15 protein-coding genes and 1 riboswitch are annotated in these 18,557 nt (G+C 54.1%); of the genes, 10 read left to right on the top strand and 5 right to left on the bottom strand.

Annotated features, from left to right (window positions below):
- The first annotated feature begins 20 nt into the window (after positions 1-20).
- The 7 genes from NST69_RS00410 (at position 21) to NST69_RS00380 (ending at position 5,698) form a co-directional block, all read left to right on the top strand.
- Positions 21-233: a hypothetical protein gene (locus NST69_RS00410; RefSeq protein WP_339253130.1), complete on the top strand. Its 213-nt coding sequence runs from the start codon at positions 21-23 to the stop codon at positions 231-233.
- Positions 234-297: 64 nt separating this feature from the next.
- Positions 298-1,275, top strand: coding sequence for an aldo/keto reductase (locus NST69_RS00405; protein WP_342548207.1), 978 nt, complete (start codon positions 298-300; stop codon positions 1,273-1,275).
- A gap of 530 nt (positions 1,276-1,805) precedes the next feature.
- Positions 1,806-3,116, top strand: a complete 1,311-nt coding sequence (locus NST69_RS00400) for a hypothetical protein (protein ID WP_342548206.1) — start codon at positions 1,806-1,808, stop codon at positions 3,114-3,116.
- Between the two features lies 1 nt (position 3,117).
- Positions 3,118-3,720, top strand: a complete 603-nt coding sequence (locus NST69_RS00395; protein WP_036732868.1) for a signal peptidase I — start codon at positions 3,118-3,120, stop codon at positions 3,718-3,720.
- Between the two features lie 99 nt (positions 3,721-3,819).
- Complete coding sequence (locus NST69_RS00390; RefSeq protein WP_036732870.1) at positions 3,820-4,416, top strand: TasA family protein; 597 nt, start codon at positions 3,820-3,822, stop codon at positions 4,414-4,416.
- 37 nt (positions 4,417-4,453) lie between these two features.
- Complete coding sequence (locus NST69_RS00385) at positions 4,454-5,044, top strand: TasA family protein (protein ID WP_036732873.1); 591 nt, start codon at positions 4,454-4,456, stop codon at positions 5,042-5,044.
- Between the two features lie 321 nt (positions 5,045-5,365).
- Complete coding sequence (locus tag NST69_RS00380; protein WP_036732876.1) at positions 5,366-5,698, top strand: helix-turn-helix domain-containing protein; 333 nt, start codon at positions 5,366-5,368, stop codon at positions 5,696-5,698.
- 145 nt (positions 5,699-5,843) lie between these two features.
- Here NST69_RS00380 and NST69_RS00375 read toward each other — a convergent pair whose 3' ends face one another.
- Positions 5,844-5,987: an anti-repressor SinI family protein gene (locus NST69_RS00375; protein ID WP_143803895.1), complete on the bottom strand. Its 144-nt coding sequence runs from the start codon at positions 5,985-5,987 to the stop codon at positions 5,844-5,846.
- Between the two features lie 34 nt (positions 5,988-6,021).
- Positions 6,022-6,125, bottom strand: a riboswitch (cyclic di-GMP riboswitch).
- 495 nt (positions 6,126-6,620) lie between these two features.
- Here NST69_RS00375 and NST69_RS00370 point away from each other — a divergent pair.
- A complete protein-coding gene (locus tag NST69_RS00370; RefSeq protein ID WP_342548205.1) occupies positions 6,621-9,488 on the top strand; it encodes a 2-oxoglutarate dehydrogenase E1 component in 2,868 nt (955 codons plus the stop codon).
- A 59-nt stretch (positions 9,489-9,547) separates the two neighbouring features.
- Positions 9,548-10,864: a 2-oxoglutarate dehydrogenase complex dihydrolipoyllysine-residue succinyltransferase gene (odhB, locus tag NST69_RS00365; RefSeq protein WP_342548204.1), complete on the top strand. Its 1,317-nt coding sequence runs from the start codon at positions 9,548-9,550 to the stop codon at positions 10,862-10,864.
- Between the two features lie 818 nt (positions 10,865-11,682).
- On the opposite strand, the gene NST69_RS00360 is transcribed toward odhB, so the two are convergent.
- The 3 genes from NST69_RS00360 to NST69_RS00350 all read right to left on the bottom strand — a co-directional run bounded on the left by NST69_RS00360 (position 11,683) and on the right by NST69_RS00350 (position 15,463).
- Positions 11,683-12,942, bottom strand: a complete 1,260-nt coding sequence (locus NST69_RS00360) for an OFA family MFS transporter (RefSeq protein WP_342548203.1) — start codon at positions 12,940-12,942, stop codon at positions 11,683-11,685.
- A 131-nt stretch (positions 12,943-13,073) separates the two neighbouring features.
- On the bottom strand, positions 13,074-13,805 hold the full coding sequence (locus tag NST69_RS00355; RefSeq protein WP_036723527.1) for a LytTR family DNA-binding domain-containing protein: 732 nt from the start codon (positions 13,803-13,805) through the stop codon (positions 13,074-13,076).
- Positions 13,802-15,463, bottom strand: a complete 1,662-nt coding sequence (locus NST69_RS00350) for a sensor histidine kinase (RefSeq protein WP_342548202.1) — start codon at positions 15,461-15,463, stop codon at positions 13,802-13,804. Before NST69_RS00350 ends, NST69_RS00355 begins: the two co-directional genes overlap by 4 nt.
- Positions 15,464-16,023: 560 nt before the next feature.
- Between NST69_RS00350 and NST69_RS00345 the strand changes: the two genes are divergently transcribed.
- Positions 16,024-16,704, top strand: coding sequence for a methyltransferase domain-containing protein (locus NST69_RS00345; RefSeq protein ID WP_340978318.1), 681 nt, complete (start codon positions 16,024-16,026; stop codon positions 16,702-16,704).
- A 295-nt stretch (positions 16,705-16,999) separates the two neighbouring features.
- Here the strand turns inward: NST69_RS00345 and NST69_RS00340 are convergent, their stop codons facing one another.
- Positions 17,000-18,517 (bottom strand): methyl-accepting chemotaxis protein, encoded by a 1,518-nt coding sequence (locus NST69_RS00340; protein ID WP_342548201.1) that lies wholly within the window; start codon positions 18,515-18,517, stop codon positions 17,000-17,002.
- Positions 18,518-18,557: the final 40 nt, after the last annotated feature.

Raw genomic sequence — 18,557 nt, 5'->3', positions numbered from 1 at the left:
GAAAGGGAAGTGAAGCCGCTATGAGCGATGATAAAAAGCCGATCAGAGACGAGCGTGACCACCCGGAGCAATACCCTACAGACAAGCCCAGCCTGTTCGATGTAGATGAGAGCGAGCAGCATGTGGACCCGATACCGGTAGAGGACCTGACTCTTGAGAAAGAGGAAGAGAAGGATAAAGAGACCACAAAACACCGCTCCTCCAGTGACAAGAGATACCACACCGGGTTCTAAAGATGTATGCTTTTCCGGTAGTATCATCGGAGCATTACAAGCTTAATGGTATGGAGGGATCACATTGCTGAGAGCGTTACCCCTTAACCGGCGCGGCATACCTGCCAGCCGTATCGCCCTGGGCTGCATGGGGCTGGGCGGCGGGTGGGACCGTGAACCGGTCACGGCTGCGAACATAAAGCAGGGACACGAGGCGCTGGATGCGGCGCTGTCTATAGGTATTAATTTTTTTGACCATGCGGATATCTATACCCGGGGCAAGGCGGAGAAGGTGTTCGGGCAGATCTTCAAGGAGCGGCCGGGGCTGCGCGAGGACATTCTCCTCCAGTCAAAATGCGGCATCAAGCTGATGGAGCCAGGCGATATCTCCAATAGCTTCGACCTCTCCAGGGAGCACATTCTGTCCAGCGTCGATGGAACTCTCGCACGGCTGGGCACAGAGTATATTGATATTCTGCTGCTGCACCGCCCCGACCCGTTAATGGACCCTGAAGAGGTGGCGGAAGCACTCCATCAGCTCAAGGCCTCCGGCAAGGTGCGCCACTTCGGCGTCTCCAACATGAGCGCCGCCCAGATCCAGCTGCTACAGACTTATTGCGACGAGCCGTTCATTGTCAACCAGCTGCATATGAGCCTGTCCCGGATCAGCTGGGTCGACGCCGTACTCAGCGTGAACCGCGACCCGTGGAAGGACATTACATTCCCGGAGGGCACCATGGAGTATTGCCGCGCCGGGAACATCCAGCTCCAGGCCTGGGGCCCCCTGGCCCAGGGACTCTTCAGCGGACGGCCGCTTGAAGGCCAGCCGGAGAAGGTTGTGAATACAGCGGCCATGGTACGGAGACTCGCTGACGAGAAGGGCGCGACACCCGAGGCCATCGTACTGGCTTGGCTAATGACGCATCCCGCAGCCATCCAGCCCGTCATCGGCACCGTGAATCCGCAGCGGATCGCCGCCTGTGCAGGCGCAGTCCACCTGGAGCTGTCCCGCAAGGAATGGTATGAGCTGTACGTCACCTCGCGCGGGGAGAAGCTTCCCTGAGCTTGAATTTTACTGGAAATTACATGATTGAACAGGTTCAGTAATTTGGAACAAGTGCATAGAATCAGCGAAAGGTACTGTCCTTATATGGACAGTACCTTCTTTGCGGCGGAATAGACTAACCCATCGTTTAGCCAACTGGTGCAGCATCCGAATTGTATTCGCATACATTGAGTCCGATTACTTTCCTCATTCCCGCTCGCCGCCCACTTTTGCACCATTCAGGGGCACTAATGCCCCTCATTCTCGCCTACCGCCCACTTTCCCGCATTCCTCACAGGCACTTTATCTCCCCCTCACCTTCCCCCGCCCCTAATACTCGTTCTTTATAAAGAACATTTGTGAAAAACAGCGATATCGTCAGATAAATCGAGATATCTCATACATTTCGTACTTTATTGCGAACATTCCGCTGAAAATAACATTTTTCTTTTCTGAGCAGCACAGTGTATGATTTGCTTACGATATCGTTCTTTATTAAGAACGAATATAACGAATTATTCATTAGCAACTCGAGAGGGGGCTTAGCTATGTACCCCAGATCTGCCAAGCGGCGCAAACGGAAAACCAGGAAGCTCGGCCTGCGGATTCTGCAATCGGGTATGGCCGTATCTGTGCTCCTGATGTACACCTCAGGCCAGATCGGCAGCACCTATGGAGAGTTCAACACCTCCCAGGAACAGATCAGCTCCATCGGGCTGTGTTCGGTTTTCCCGGGTCAGATTGAGCAGTTGTTGTCGGAATTCAGCGGTCATCTAAACACCGTCATAGAGCTGAAAGCTTCCCTTGGCAGCCATAGCATCAGCGGAGTGTATAACACCTCAGTCGCTGCCGGAGAGCTGTCGCTTGCAGAGCTGGATCAGGCTGCGGATGAACTCTCGTCCGAGCTCACTCAAGCTGGCAGCGAGATCGACCTGCTGGAGAAGCAGCTGAGCTTCAATGGGACGGTCTGGCAACACATTCTGCAGGAAATTGGCAATGCAGCGGCCATTCTGCACAAGCTTGGAGGATATATGGTGAACCTCGATCCTAACTGTCTGGAAATCCGTGATGCCCAGTTCTTCGACCAGATTCAAGAGAGCCTTCATCAAAGCGGGATTCTGTCGGAATCGCTGGCAGAGACGTTAAGCGGAATTGTGCAGTATCTTGGCTCGATTCATGATATCGGCGGATCCTTGCCCACCGGCAATCCGGACCGCGTCTTGCTCCGGCAGGATGACTACAGCTTCCCTGCTGAAGAGCCTATCCTCTCATTCGTAACCAGCGCCTACCAAGCAGATTCGCAGGTATCCCCCGCGCTGCTAGCCACGTATGAGCAGTTGAATACAGAATTAACCGCGTCCAAGGATACCCTGTTCTCCACAATCCATACCTTACAGGAGCGGCTCACAGAAATCGCTGAAGCCAAAACAACCCTTGAGGACAAAGCGAAGGCACAGCAAGAGGAAGAGGAACGCCTGGCGCTTGAAAAGGCCGATAAAACCAGAGCGGAGGAAGCCCAGCGGCTCGCCATAGAGAAGCAGAAGGCTGCTGACGAAGCGCTGAAGCTGGAGAATGAACAAGCACAGAACCAGCCGGCCGCAACCAGTCTTCCTGACAAAAGCCAGCCGGGAGAGGAGCCTGCTCCCGCAGCGCCTGTAGAGGACAATCCAGTCCCCACAGCTTCAGCAGCAGCAGAGGTTATTCCCACTGCCACTCCGGCGTCTGAGATTCTTTTACCGGAAGCAACTCCAGATCCATTACCCGGCAGCGTAATTCCAGGCACTGTAATGGACGGCGCGCAGCCTGCTCCTACAGCTACACCGGCTCCACAATCTGAACCCAGCAAAGGCGGCGAATAAGATGCGCATCCGAAAAATAGTCAATACGATAATTTCCACTCTGATTCTTATAGTGTTCCTGGTGCTAATCACAGCCGTTGTCATCTCCAAAGCCTCCGGCGGCGAGCCCTCCTTCTTCGGCTACCAGATCAAGACGGTATTATCCGGCTCCATGGAGCCCGGCATCCAGACCGGTTCCATTGTGGCCATTAAGCCGGGCGGGGACATGACCCGGTTCCAGAAGGGCGATGTGATCACTTTTCTGAATCCCGATAATATCCTGATTACCCACCGCGTGGTCGCTGCCGAGCTGAACAGTGCTCTGGGGGAAGCCAGCTACACCACCAAGGGCGACAATAATGATTCAGCCGACACCGCAGCCGTCAGTTCCACGAATGTGGTAGGTGAGTACACCGGCGTGACCGTCCCCTATGTGGGCTATGCCATGAGCTTCGCAGTCTCCAAAGCCGGAAGCGTAGTGCTGATGATTATTCCCGGACTGCTCCTGCTTCTCTACGCGCTGTATTCTTCCTGGAAGGCCGTTGCGGCACTGGAAAAGAAGAATGCCCCGTCATCCGCAGCCAGCAGCGGCGGGCCGGATACTCTGACTGACCTCGTACAATGATCAATTGTTCTCTCCCGTTTACGAAACGCGGAGCCACAATACAGCTTGCCGGAAGCACCGGCTATGCACAAAGCAGACTCATAAGAGAGGGATGAACAAATGAACGTCAAAAAAACATTAGGTCTCGGCGTTGTATCGGCAGCATTAGGCTTAACCCTGGTCGGCGGAGGCACCTTCGCTTACTTCAGCAGCACTTCTACTTCCTCAGCTTCTTTTAACAACGGAACCCTATCATTACAATCTGATCCCTCCGTCATTGTTAATCTCAGCAATCTCAAGCCGGGCGATACCGTCTTACGGGACTTCAAGCTCAAAAATGACGGGACGCTCAATATTCCCAAAGTGGTACTGCGCACCTCATCGGCCATTACAGACGCCCAGGGAGACAACGGCTCCCATAATTTCAAGGATGATATTATTGTGACCTTCCTCGTGAACAAGGATAAGAAGGAATCGCCGCTCCTGGTCATCTCGCTGGCCGATCTGGAGCAGGAGAGTCCCGATCTGGTGGCCCGGGGAATTCTCGGAGCGATCTTAGGCGGAGAGAAGTCCGGCATCAAAGCCGGCACCTCGGATAACCTGACCATCCAGTTCGCCTTCAAGGAGACCCTCCAGCCGCAGAACTATTATCAGGGCGACACGCTTGCACTGACTCTGAATTTCGAAGCCAACCAGGAAAAAGGCACGCTCAAATAATTCCACAAAAACAAACCATTCGAGGAGGAAATAAATAATGGGTATCAAAAAAACATTGGGTCTTGGCGTAGCATCGGCAGCACTGGGCTTGTCTTTAATCGGCGGGGGCACCTTCGCTTACTTCAGCTCCACAGCTACCAGCACGGCAACCTTCGCAGCGGGTACGCTGAAGCTCGGCTCTTCCTTCAATACTCCGGTAGCGCTGACGAATCTGAAGCCGGGAGACTACACCGTCCGCACCTTCACCTTGTCCAATGACGGCACACTGGATATCAAATTCCTCAAGCTTGCCACCACTTACACCGTGACCGATGCCAAGGGCGATAACGCGGGCCAGGATCTCGGAGACCACTTCAAGGTCAAGCTCCTGGATAATACGTACACCGGCGGTTCACTAAGCGGTCATGTGCTGTCCGAGATCTCCCTGAAGGATCTGAAAAACACCCCCAGCTACGATCTCGTAGCAGCAGGTGTACTGCCAGGAGGGATTGCCGCCGCCGGGTCCAAGACCTTCAAGATCGCCTTCGAATTCGTAGACAACACGCTCGATCAGAACATTTTCCAGGGTGACGGCTTAGCTCTGAACTGGACCTTCGATGCTCTTCAAGGAGTGGGAGAAGCCAAGTAGATCAGGGGCCAGCCTATACAAGTGAAAATGGCTTTGCCGGCCTTTTATTAGGAAGGCAGCGTTTCAGCAATCCATCAAGACGGCATATCCTCCCTCATCCGGGCCGGGTATGCCGTTTCTTTTTTCCCGCTGCCGGGTTCAAGGATTTTTGTCCGTTTTGCGGATTTTTGTTATACTGACAAGAGAAAACGGCTTTGCCGGCCTTTGAACGGGCGGTACCGTTTCAACGAGAAAGATAAGGAGAATGTATAGCGCAAAGCATATAACTTCTTATTTTTCACCAAAAAAAGTACGGAGGGCGTTGTAATCGTGTCAGATACTATGGGAAGCCGCATCCACAAACTCCGGCTGGAGAAGGGCTATTCGTTATCCGAGCTTGCCGATAAGGCTGATGTGGCGAAATCATACCTCAGTAATGTGGAACGGAACATTCAATCCAACCCCTCCATTCAATTCATCGAAAAAATCGCTGACGCGCTTCAGGTATCCATTCATGCACTGTTGTATGGCGGACTGGCAGAGACGGAAGAACAGGCTCTGGACGGGGAATGGTTCCGGCTTGTTCAGGAGGCCATGGCCTCCGGTATAAGCAAACGCGAATTCAAGGAATTCCTCGATTACCAGAAATGGCGCATGGAACAAAAGGACAACTAGACGAGCATTATATGCCACAGGGAAGACTCCGCACGGCAGGGAGGCCACCTTCGGCGAAGGCAGCCTTTCAAGCGGCATACAGAAAAGGCACAGCGTACCGGACGCTGTGCCTTTTCTGTATGTATCCGAACAATGATGACCGCCCTTACATCGCCTGGAGCGCCTTCTCACTTAGAAACCGGCGGATATCCTCCGCCGCGATCCCCGCCTGCTTGGCAGACATCAGCAAGTGCACCCATTCTAAATCCAGATCTACTGCCTGCAGCTCGTCATTCCCCTGGTTGGACATATCCAAGAAATCTCCTCCTAGAATTTTCGCGTCCCCAGGCAGTCCGGCCATCATAGTAGTATTGCTACTTTGTAGTATTTCTACTTTAGATCCGAGACTTTGTGCCCCTGTCTTTCGGCAGGTTTACCTTTTACTGGACCCTTTCCATCATGAAAGGATCTGGCAAGAATCGATGAAACCGTTCTCCGCAATAACATTATACAAGATCATACGCAATTAGTGTGTCGTTTTCTGGAATTTTTTTATGAAAAAATGTGAGGAAACTTAGCTGAAATTGCCAGCGGCTTGTATAAATATTTCCAGTTCCAAGTTCAAACACTATCTAATAGTTTAAATATACTAAAGGGAACCCCATCCGCCCCGACTTGCCGCTGCACGCAACATCGTATAGAGACAATTACCCATTTGTATGTATAACGGGCTGTTATATGAGTTTTTTCTATTTATGATAGTTCCGTATGAATACTGTAATGAATCATGCCAAATTGCGAACGGATTGACCGAAAGTATGAATTGATTACCCCGCCGGAAAGTAGCACAATAGGATGAGAATGAAACCGCAAACATTTGCAGCTCCGCCAAGTGGCACACTGGATGCCTCGCGTGGAGTTTATCCGTTAGGAGGACCTATTCATGGCAGTCAAAGAGCCCTATAACGACACAGTATGGAGCAAATACTACGGCCCCAACCTGGGCTACATCCAAGAAAGATATGAGCAATTTGTCAAGGACCCCTCTTCTGTTGAACAGCATTACCGCGATCTCTTCACCGTATCCGGCCCCCCTCCACTGGCACCCGATGCCGAGAGGGCTCCAAGGCCTGCCGTATCAGCAGATGCCGAGTGGCTCAAGAAGGCTGTCAAGGCTTCGAAGCTGATCGCCAATATTCGAATATATGGCCATATGGCCGCAGACATTGACCCGCTGGAGCGCAGCACGAACCCGATGGCCAAATGGCTGGAGCTGGAGACCTACGAGCTTACCCGCGAGGATCTTAATGCCCTGCCCGCTTCGCTGATCTGGGATAATGCCCCTGCGGATGTGCATACCGCGATGGATGCCGTCCACAGAATGCGCCAGGCCTATACACAGACCATTGCTTATGAATTCGGGCATGTGCATGATGAACGCGAGCTGCGCTGGCTCAACAGCCAGGCGGAATCGATGACCTCCCCTGCCCCGCTGAATAATACAGAACGCAAAGAGCTGCTGAAGCGGCTGGTTCAGGTGGAGCATTTTGAGACCTTCCTGCACAAGACCTTCGTCGGTCAAAAGCGCTTCAGCCTGGAGGGCAATGATGCCCTTGTGCCAATGCTGGATGAGATTGTGCGGGCTGCCGCGCATGACGGCGCCGAGCATATCCTGATGGGTATGGCCCACCGCGGAAGACTTAATGTGCTGGCTCATATTCTGGGCAAGCCTTATGATATTATTTTCTCAGAGTTCCATCATTCGCCGAACAAAGAGCTGTTCCCTTCGGAAGGCTCCATGGGCGTGACCTACGGCTGGAGCGGTGATGTGAAGTACCATCTCGGGGCTGACCGTGCCGTCCGCGAAGGCGAGACCGTGCGCACCCGGATCACGCTGGCCAATAACCCGAGCCATCTTGAATTCGTCAATCCTGTCGTCGAGGGCTTCACACGCGCCGCACAGGAAGAACGCAACGCTCCGGGACTGCCTAAGCTGAACACAAGCAAGGCTATGGCTGTGCTGATGCACGGCGATGCAGCCTTCCCTGGCGAAGGTATTGTCGCTGAGACGCTTAATATCGGCAAATTGCAGGGTTATCAGAATGGCGGTACCGTGCATATTATCGTCAATAACCGGATCGGCTTCACCACCGAGAGCGAGGATTCCCGCTCCACCCATTATGCCAGCGACCTGGCCAAAGGGTATGAGATTCCGGTCGTGCATGTTAATGCCGATGACCCGGAAGCCTGCATTGCCGCAGTCCGTCTGGCCAGCGCTTACCGCCATATGTTCAAGAAGGACTTCCTGATTGATCTGATCGGCTACCGCCGCCACGGACATAATGAAATGGATGATCCCGAGACGACCCAGCCGATTGTGTACGGCAAAGTGCGGAACCACCCTACTGTGTACCGCGCTTATGCAGAACGCCTGGAGCGCGAGAAGGTAATCACAGCCGATGATCTGAAGAACATGATTGCCGAGGCGGAGAGCGTCCTCCAGCAGGCCTTCGATCAGATGAAGGAAGGCAAGCAGAAGAATGCGGAGTCCAAAACCGCCGTCGCGCTGGATAATGGCAGTCCCCAGCAGCGTCCGACTGCCTTCCCTCTGGCTGGTCTGCAGGAGATTAACCGCGAGCTGCTGCGCGTACCGGCAGGCTTCAAGGTCTATCCGAAGCTGGAACGGATTCTGCAGCGCCGCAAGGATGCGCTGAATGACGGAGAGCGGGTAGACTGGGCGCTGGCAGAGACACTGGCCTTCGCTACCATCCTGAAGGATGGCACGCCGATCCGCCTCAGCGGACAGGATTCACAGCGCGGCACCTTCGCCCACCGCCATCTGGTGCTGCATGACAGCGAGAACGGCGAACTCTATTCTCCGCTGCATCAGCTGAGTGATTCCAGCGCTTCCTTCGGCGTCTACAACAGTCCGCTGTCCGAGGCCTCTGTCCTCGGCTTCGAATATGGTTATAACGTGTTCGCACCGGAGACCTTCGTCATCTGGGAGGCTCAATATGGCGACTTCGCCAATGCCGCTCAGGTCATTATCGACCAGTTCATTTCCGCCGGCCGTGCCAAGTGGACGCAGCGCAGCAATCTGACGATCCTGCTGCCTCATGGCTATGAAGGCCAAGGACCAGAGCACTCCAGCGGCCGAATGGAACGGTTCCTCCAGCTCTCCGCCGAGGAGAACTGGACTGTAGCCAACCTGACCAGCGCTTCGCAGTATTTCCATCTGCTCCGCCGTCAGGCCGCGCTCTGCGGACAACCGGATGCCCGGCCGCTGGTGATCATGGCGCCGAAGAGCCTGATCCGTAACACGCGCAGCACCTCAGCCGGAGCGGACCTCGCTTCGGGCACCTTCCAGCCGGTTCTTCCCGAGCCGCTGCTCGGCAGTAAGCCGGAAGCCGTGAAGCGCCTCGTGGTATGCAGCGGCAAGGTGGCCATCGACCTGCAGACGGAGCTGGAGGCAACGCGCGGACAGGACTTCTCCTGGCTGCACATTTTGCGCATGGAACAGCTCTATCCGTTCCCGGAACGCGAGCTTGGCGCTCACCTGAGCAGCTTCAGCTCTCTGGAGGAGATCGTCTGGGTGCAGGAAGAACCGAAGAATATGGGCGGGTGGACGTATGCCGAATCCCGGCTGCGCGCCATCGCACCGCAGAAGGTCACTGTCCAGTATATCGGCCGTCCGGACCGTTCCAGTCCGGCCAGCGGCTACGCAGATGTCCATAGCTTCGAGCAGCGGCGCATTGTCCGGGAAGCCCTGAAATTGAATGCTGCAGTGCAAGCACCTGTACCGTCTTCCTGAGCACAGCAAGGCGGTCATCCGATATCACGCACACCACTATATTTGGGGAGGTACGGCCTGTGTCCGAGATAAAAGTACCCGATTTGGGCGAATCGATTTCCGAAGGAACGATCTACAAATGGCTGGTTAAAGAAGGCGACACTGTCGGCCAGGGAGATGTGCTTGCCGAGCTTGAGACCGACAAGGTCAATCTCGAGATCAGTGCAGAGGAGGACGGCGTCATCTCCTCCATCCTGCGCCAGGCGGGCGAGAACGTTGCCGTTGGCGAAGCCATCGGCATCATCGGCAGCGCCGCCGGGGCAGGTGCTGCCAGCGGGGGCAAGCCTGCAGCAGATAATGCTCCGCAGAGCGGCAGCGCGCCTGCTGCTGCCGCAAGTGCCGCAGCGGCTGAACCGGCCGCTGCGGTAACGGCTCCAGCCGCCGCCGAAGGTGCGGCGGCAGGCACTGCGGCCCTGGCTTCGCCGGGGGCGCGCAAGCTGGCGCGGGAGCGGGGCATCGACCTCGGCGAGGTCAGTGCCCGCGACCCTATCGGCCGGATCGGTCAGGCCGATGTGGATGGTCATGGCGCAGCGGGGCCGCAGGCCGCTGCGCCAGCAGCTCCGGCGGCCGTGCGGCCGGAGCCGGCGAAGCCCGCGCCGCCGGCAGCGGGCAAGGCGCCGCATGCCGAGGACGGCAAAGCCACCGAGCGCAAGCGCATGTCGCGGCGGCGGCTGACGATTGCCAGCCGCCTGGTCGAAGCGCAGCAGACGGCCGCGATGCTGACCACCTTCAACGAGGTGGACATGACGGCCATTCTCGACATCCGCAAGCGCCGCAAGGATGCCTTCAAGGAGAAGCACGAGGTCGGACTCGGCTTCATGTCCTTCTTCACCAAGGCCGTCATCGGCGCGCTCAAGGCTTACCCGATGCTGAACGCCGAGATCGACGGGGAAGATCTCCTGCTGAAAAAATATTACGACATCGGCATTGCCGTAGCTGCCAAGGAAGGCCTGGTCGTACCCGTCGTCCGCGATGCCGACCGGCTTAGCTTCCCAGAGATCGAGCGGCGTATCGGCGAGCTGGCCTCCAAGGCGCGCGCCAATACGCTCAGCCTGCCGGAGCTTCAGGGCGGCACCTTCACCATCACGAACGGCGGAGTGTTCGGCTCCCTGCTGTCCACACCGATCCTCAATACCCCGCAGGTCGGCATTCTCGGCATGCACAAGATCCAGCTGCGCCCAATCGCGCTGGATGAGGAGCGTACGGTCAACCGTCCGATGATGTACATCGCTTTGTCCTACGATCACCGGATCGTGGACGGATCAGAAGCGGTCAGCTTCCTGGTCAGAGTCAAGGAATTGCTGGAGGACCCGGAATCCCTGCTGCTGGAAGGCTAAGCCCCCGGCCCATCGCTTCTCCAACCATTTAATTAACATAAAGGCACCCGTTAGAGCGTAACCCTACGCCCTCCCGGATGCCTTTTTGCTATATCCGCTGACTCTGACTCAGCCATACCCGCTCATACCACCATGCGCCTGTTCTCGGCAGCCCACGCACCTCCACCGCGCTAAATGTGGTCGGTTTTTCGACCACATTTAGCCGACGAAGCGCGTCCGGGCCAATTGTGATCGGTTTTTCGATTACATTTGGCCGACGCGACGCACCCAGTCCAATTGTGATCAGTTTTTCGATTACATTTGGCCGACGCGGCGCACCCTGTCCAATTGTAGTCGGTTTTTCGATTACATTTGGCCGACGCGGCGCACCCTGTCCAATTGTAGTCGGTTTTTCGATTACATTTGGCCGACGCGGCGCACCCAGTCCAATTGTGGTCGGTTTTTCGATTACATTTGGCCGACGCGGCGCACCCAGTCCAATTGTGGTCGGTTTTTCGATTACATTTGGCCGACGCGGCGCACCCAGTCCAATTGTGGTCGGTTTTTCGATTACATTTGGCCTACGCAGCGCGTCCAGTCCATTTGTGGTCGGTTTGCTGAATTAAGTACGTTAAACAGTCGAACGGACGACATTCTGTATTAGGTACACTGCTCATTTTCATGCTGGAGTTGTGCCTCGAAAGACATGTTTGTTTTCGACCATGAAAAAAAGACCTCCACCACCCGCTCACGCGAACGTAGGACATCTCTTCTCCAAAAGCTATTCTCTTTGTCTATACTACTTTAAGCCGACGTAAGTCGATAAGTCGATATATGGTTTAAGCCGTATGCCGTGAAGGCTTCAGGCTCATTCCCTTGGCTTTGGCTGCTCTGGCTACCGGAGGCTTAAGCGAAACCGCCAGGATACAGGCCAGAATACACAGCAGACCGATGATGTTAAAAGTAGGCTTGAACCCGCCGAGGAAGGCGGCGATGAACGAACCGGACAGCGCGCCGATCCCGAAGCCCTGATAGATGATGCCGTAGTTCTTGCTGTGATTCTTCAGGCCGAAGAAGTCACTGACAATCGCCGGGAAGACGGTAATGTTACCGCCGAAGCAGAAGGCGATGGCCGCCACACAGGCGAAGAACAGGCCATAGCTCAGTGTGGCATAGCTGAGGGTAAACATTGCCACAGCCGTTACTGCGAGCGTGATACTAATCAGCTTGGTGCGGCTTACCCGGTCGGATAATGCGCCAAGAATCAGGCGTCCAGCCGTATTAAAAATAGCGATCATCGCTACCGCATTCGCCGCCGTCGCCACATCCATACCCGCCAGCTGCACACCGATATCCTTCACGATACCGATCAGATAGAGGCCGCTCATGCAGGCGGTAAAGAAAATCACGAACAGCAGGTACGCTTCCTTCGTGCGGAGCATTTCTTTTACCGTATAATCCTTAGGCAGCAGAGCCGCCCCGGAAGCGGACGATGCCCGGTTTCCCGCAGCAGTTACAGCAGGTGCAGCCACCGGAACCTCCCGGATCAGCAACGAGCCGAGGAGGATCATCAGCATGACCATCAGGCCCCAGTATAGAAAAGCATTCGACACCCCTGCCGATTCAATCAGGCCGCCGTTGATGTATTTGAAGATCAGACTGCCCGTTCCGTAAGCACCCACGGACACCCCGGAGATCAGTCCCTTATTCTTCGGGAACCACTTCATCAGGTTGGACAACGAAGTAATATACGCCGTGCCATCAGCATACCCGACCACTACGCCAGCCAGCAGGTAGAACATCGGCAAGGAACTGGCCTGTGAGCTTAGAATCAGCCCCAGTCCGAGCAGTATACCGGAAGCTGCGGTCAGTCTGCGGAGACCGAACCGGTCCTGCAGCTTGCCTGCGAACAGTGTGGCGAAGGCCAAGGCGAAGCTGGTAATAGAAAACGTTATCGAAACTGAGCTGAGCTCAAACCCAAATGTACTAACAAGATGTGCGTTGAACAGGCTCCAGGTGTAGATGGTACCGAGTCCCATTTGCATAATTACTGTACCTAATACGATGAGCCACCGTTTACTGGCTGTATCCGTTATCATCAGAATTCCCTCTTTCTCTCTGAAGTCGCTGAAGTCGCTTCAAGGCTTACTCTGCCTCTTCATTGTAGCGAAAGGAGCTCCTTCTGAGAGAAATCCGGAATGAGATGACACTGACGGGGAATGAACTGCCGTTAGAGACGCATAATCTGCCTGAATTCCTTCACCTTGCTGCGGCTGACTGGAACCTCCACATTCAGATCACGCAGCCTAAGCAGATAGGTATTGTTGAACCAGGGGATGATTTCCTTGATTTTGGACAGATTGACGAGATAGGAGCGGTGGCAGCGGAAGAACTGCTCCTGCGGCAGGCGGGTATGGAATTCACTGATACTGAGGGCCATGCTGTATTCCTCCCCCTTGGTGATCACACTCGTTGTTTTCTCCTGCGCCGAAGCATAATAGATCTCGTCCGCATCGACGACGATAATCTTTTCATTTTTCCACAGATTGACCTTATCGCTGCCCAGCTTCACCGGCCCCTCTTCCCCCTGGCGGCTCCTGGCCGCGATGGCACCCTCCAGCTTCTGCAGCATCGCTCTGATCCGCGTCTCGCTGTAAGGCTTCAGAATATAGTCGAACGCTTCAATCTCGAATGCCTCGGCGGCATGCTCCTTATAGGCTGTAATGAACACAATATACGGCTTGACCGCGAACCGGCTGATATTATGGGCCAGCAGCACCCCATCAATTGAAGGGATATTGATATCCAGGAAAATCACATCCACCGTATCCGTCTGCAGATACTTCAGCGCCTCCAGCCCGTCCTCGAATTCCGCCGCAATCTTGATCCGGCTATGGGTCTGAATCAGATACGTAAGCTCCTGTCTTGCCAGCACTTCATCCTCGACAATGATCGCTCTCATCGCTGCTCCTTTATCACATCAAAATAGATTTCCGTCCCCTTAGCCAGCCGCCGGATGGTCAGACCCGTACCGTAGATCAACTTGATACGCTGGTGCACGTTGTTGAGGCCGATTTTGTTGCCCTCCATGCTTCCGCTGTAGACCTTCGCAATCGTCTCTTCACTGATCCCCGCTCCGGTATCGGCAATCCGCACCCTTACGCTGTCTCCGTGGTCCTTGACCGAGATGTCTACCGTTCCGTTCCCTTTCCCCTTCAAAATCCCGTGGATAATCGCATTCTCCACCAGCGGCTGAATGACCAGACTCGGAATGCGTACCGCTACCTCATCTATATCGTACAGAACGCTCAGGCGGCTGCCGAAGCGGGCCTTCTCAATCTCCACATAATGCTGCACCTGCTGCAGCTCGCGCCGGATATCTATGGACTCATCGGTCAGCTCCAGATTATACCGCATATACCCCGACAGATTGACGATCAGCTCGCGCGCCTTGTCCGGGTCGATCCGGATGGAGGAGATAATCGCATTCAGCGCATTGAACAGAAAATGGGGGTTGATGCTGGTCTGCAGTGCCTTCAGCTCGGCCTTGTTGGCCATCTCCTTGATGCCCTCAACCCGTGACACCTCCATCAGTGTGGAGATGATCTGTGACAGCCCTACAGCCATAGCCTGGAGGGAATAGGTGATTTTATGCGCGTGGGTATAGTAGATCTTGAGTGATCCCGTCACCTCCCCCTTCTCCTTAAGCGGGATAATGATCAGCGAGCGGATGTCCCGGTTCATGTACTCGGTATCGTCGTCACGGATGGTAATCTCCCCGCTGCTCAGCGTCTGCTTCGTCTCCTCACTGATGATCTCATTAGCTTCGGCATAATATTCTTCCCCGACACCCACGTAGGCCAGAATGACTCTGGTATCGGTAATTGCCACCGCATCGGCCCCGATATCCTCTTGGATGATTCCGCAGATGGTACGCAGCGACTCGGGAGTAATACTGCGGAAATACGGAAGCGTCTTAATGGCAATCTCCAGCGCCAGCTTGGACTGCTTCGCGGCAATACGTTCTTTCTCCCCTTCTACACTCTGCACAAGCGTAACGATCAGCCCGGCACAGATCTGCCCCACAATCATCGGAAAAGCAATCTTGGACACGATATCCACGCCCAGCGAATGGGGATCAGCCATCACCAGAATCAGCGCCATCGTCAATGCCTCGCAGGCCATCCCGGCGGCAATGGCAGCGATCCAGCGGCGTTCAGGCGAAGTGCGCCGGTAGATGATCCCGGATACCACGCCCGCCGTAATGCTGGTAATCAGACACGGGAGCGAGGTGACCCCGCCGATATCGATCAGGAAGCGGTGTACGCCCGAGATGATCCCGGTAATCAGCCCGACCCAAGGACCGAACAGAATCCCTCCGGCTATGATGGCGATAATCCGCACGTTGACCAGAGACCCTTCCACATTAATCCCGCTGTAGGTTCCGAAGATGGCGAACAGGCTGAAGATGACCGTAACAATCGCCAGCTCCTGAGGGGCATGAACCCCTTTGGCAAAAATCTCCTTGAACCGCGGCACCCGGCTCAGGACGAACAGACACATCAGCAGCAGCGCTGCCCGCTCCAACAATTGCAGCAGAATACTCAGATTATATTGCACACTCACGCCTCCATAGGACAAGCTATCGGTCCATTATAAGTTGGGATAATGGTTATAGCAATCTGCCCAGCCGCCTCTAAGGGTTGAGGTAATCCTATTGGATTTCCAAACCAGGCATGTCGTGTTCCCTCACTGAGTATAAAAGCCCTTCTATTGCGGAAAATTAACTATTATCGTATGGTTTCTTTAAAGGAGTGATAGCTTGTGCGTATAGCTTTTTGGATTGTATTCGCCTTTGTTGGTATTTTGATCTTTTGGATAGTGGGCGGCCTAATTGGCCGTAACAAACGAAAGTAATCTATAGGGGCTATAACAGCCCCTCAAAATAACTGCTGCACCTTTTCTTCGGACTGCGCAACAGTCACTATGACTCTCGATGAAAAAGCTTCAAGGCAGGATAGTAGATGATGGTATCCTTGATTGTTTTTTGATAAACTTGGAATATATAAGAATTGGAGGCGGTTAACATGAAAAGTAAGAAGAATAATGGGCAAAAAAACGGGGAATATAGCGCCTAATTAGCCCTATAACTGCGACTCCCCATTAGGGAGAAAAATGTCTTGAATAATCCTTTTCTAAGTATCCAAAACCCAACTCCATTAGGCGCGGGTTCATACGAAATGGCTCTGCCACTAATTACTGCTTTAGAATTGAAGCCAGGTATGCGTGTATTGGAAATAGGCGCTGGTACTGGTCAAGTTGCGGCAACGGTAGCTAAACATTGGGGAGTAACTGTAATTACATTGGAATTGTGGGAAACATTGAGTGTTATCCAGGAATATGCATCAGAACAGGGTGTAGATAATAACGTTCTGGCAGTAAGAGCGAATGCTGAACTTATGCCATTTCCTGACGAAGCATTTGATGCAGTCTTTAGTATCGGCTCTTTTTTTATGATAGAGGATAGGGAACAAGCTCTGAAAGAAATCACACGCATTACTCGCACTAACAGTTTTTTTGGAATTGCAGAACCTATGTGTACATTGAATCCAATACCGCTTGGTTTGGAGAATTTCGATATCTTACAGTCTTACAAAAAATGGATTCGGACGTTAGATTGGAATTGCAATTTACTTCGAAATCAAGGTTTTTTAATTACCGAAAGTTCTTACTTCTCTGAGAGTTACCAATGGATGCTCGATAATTTCCGATATTACGAAGGCGAGAAGGATTTTATTTTGCACGATGAAGGACGTTGGTTGAGTCTAGGGCTCGCTGTTGGCAAGAAAGTACGGCGATAAGCGTTAATTTAACAGGGAATGACTCTTGAACACCGAAGGGCTACCGTATGGTAGTCCTTCGTTATGCTAAAGAGCCACGTTAACTCAATAACACAACGGCAGTCTATGACTTTATTATCTCGTTCAAGAGCTGTCGTCGTTGAAATTTTTGGGGCCAATGTTTTTAATGCACCTTATGCAAATTTGAGTTTGTTCGCAAAATGCTTATATCTCCATTCCAGCCTAATGACCCGCTAATCAATTCAACCTACTATCCCTCTCTTACTGCGCCGTATGCGTCTACTGTTCAATGCCTCTAGACTGCCAGATCAATCCCCACCACACCCACAATCTCACCGTCCCCGTTCGTAATTGCTCTGGAGAGTGTGATGCAGGAACGCTTGGTAATGGCTGAGACATATGGCTGCGAGACGTACTGGCCTTCCGCCATTGCCCCGTTCCACCAGTCCCGGCGCTTCGCATTCAGCAGCCCGGCCGCAGGCTCGGAGTAGATGAAGGTGCCATCCGTCCGGTTGGACCAGATGGCCTGCACATCCGGCACCTTATTCTTACAGGCCGTAAGAACTCTGCCATGGATGTCCGCATCCGCTGCACACATCTCCTGCTTGGCTGCTATCTCTTGAAGCACCGTCTTCATTTCCTCAAGCCGCGCCGTATATTGGCCCAGCTCAATGACTTCGCGTCCGGCAATGCCTTTCACCGACTGCTGCAGGGTCTGAGATTCCAGCAGCAGGCTTGCGCTGATCTCGTTAAGCTGTCCGATCTGTGTCCGTTGGCGGGTTACTTGCTCCAGGGTCAGGTCTACGCCTGCAATGGTCTCATTGACAATCCCTACCGCACCGCTCAATTCGCCGGTCACCTCGTCGATCAGCCTGCTCTGACGCTCGGCCGCAGCCGCTGACTCCGTAACTATGATCCCAACTTCCTCCACCCGGGCCGAGATATCCCCGAGGCGCTGCTTCACCTTCGCCACTTCATTCACTCCATGCGCAACCGCAGTCTGCTCCTTCGTGACCGACTCCAGCACCTGCCGTACTCCATGATTGAGATCCAGCAGCACCGCCGTAGAGCGCTCCACGGAATCCCGGCTCTGATCGGCCAGCTGCCTGATCCGGCCTGCGACCACAGCAAATCCGCGGCCCGCTTCCCCGGCCCGCGCAGCTTCAATCGAGGCGTTCAGGGCCAGCAGCGAGGTCTCATTGCCGATGCCTACGATCAGGGCGTTCATCTCCTCCACCAGCGCAATATGTCCGCTTAACACGGTGAATTTGCCCAGCATATCTCCGCTTTGCTCCTGCAATTCCTCCATGACCCCATCTGTATTCTTCAGGGAATCCACCATCCCCGCCATCCCTGTACGTGCTGCCTGCATCGCCGTACTCAGCCGTCCGGTCAGCTCTCCAATCTGTCCGGTAACTGCTGCGACTCCGCCCATCCTGGCAAAAGCCCCCTCAATATTGGCCTTCGCCTCATTGCTGCGGGTCTGCAGCTCCACCTCGTAGGCATGCGAATAGTCCGCTGTCTGCTGAAGTCCTTCGGTATGACGGGTAATCTCCTCCAGAGCACCATGCAGCCGGTCCGAGGTGACAACAATTTCATTGCCCAGCAGCTCTACCTTGCTCCGGGATTCTGCTAATTGCCCGGCTGCAAGCACTTCACCCCGTCGGGTATCCAGCACAAGCCCGGCAAGCGCCGCCATCAGCAGCAGATAGACAACCTTATGTACCCAGTACATCTCCATCCATAAGCCATACAACCCCACACCTAGCAGCAAAATAATAACGATAGCGGCCTTGCTCCGGCGAATTCCCATTCTGCACGTTCACTCCACTCTATCATGTTATGTATTCTAA

Source organism: Paenibacillus sp. FSL P2-0089 (genome assembly GCF_038595095.1).
GTDB classification, from domain to species: domain Bacteria; phylum Bacillota; class Bacilli; order Paenibacillales; family Paenibacillaceae; genus Paenibacillus_AQ; species Paenibacillus_AQ silagei.
Note: the sequence above shows the minus strand (reverse complement) of the source record. Positions and strands in the feature narration are given on the sequence as shown.

Coding starts and splice junctions, on each gene's coding strand:
- NST69_RS00400 (WP_342548206.1), top strand. CDS start 1,806: ATGTACCCCAGATCTGCCAAGCGGCGCAAACGGAAAACCAGGAAGCTC.
- NST69_RS00355 (WP_036723527.1), bottom strand. CDS start 13,805: ATGAGAGCGATCATTGTCGAGGATGAAGTGCTGGCAAGACAGGAGCTT.
- NST69_RS00370 (WP_342548205.1), top strand. CDS start 6,621: ATGGCAGTCAAAGAGCCCTATAACGACACAGTATGGAGCAAATACTAC.
- NST69_RS00385 (WP_036732873.1), top strand. CDS start 4,454: ATGGGTATCAAAAAAACATTGGGTCTTGGCGTAGCATCGGCAGCACTG.
- NST69_RS00410 (WP_339253130.1), top strand. CDS start 21: ATGAGCGATGATAAAAAGCCGATCAGAGACGAGCGTGACCACCCGGAG.
- NST69_RS00395 (WP_036732868.1), top strand. CDS start 3,118: ATGCGCATCCGAAAAATAGTCAATACGATAATTTCCACTCTGATTCTT.
- NST69_RS00340 (WP_342548201.1), bottom strand. CDS start 18,517: ATGGGAATTCGCCGGAGCAAGGCCGCTATCGTTATTATTTTGCTGCTA.
- NST69_RS00375 (WP_143803895.1), bottom strand. CDS start 5,987: ATGTCCAACCAGGGGAATGACGAGCTGCAGGCAGTAGATCTGGATTTA.
- NST69_RS00390 (WP_036732870.1), top strand. CDS start 3,820: ATGAACGTCAAAAAAACATTAGGTCTCGGCGTTGTATCGGCAGCATTA.
- NST69_RS00360 (WP_342548203.1), bottom strand. CDS start 12,942: ATGATAACGGATACAGCCAGTAAACGGTGGCTCATCGTATTAGGTACA.
- NST69_RS00380 (WP_036732876.1), top strand. CDS start 5,366: ATGGGAAGCCGCATCCACAAACTCCGGCTGGAGAAGGGCTATTCGTTA.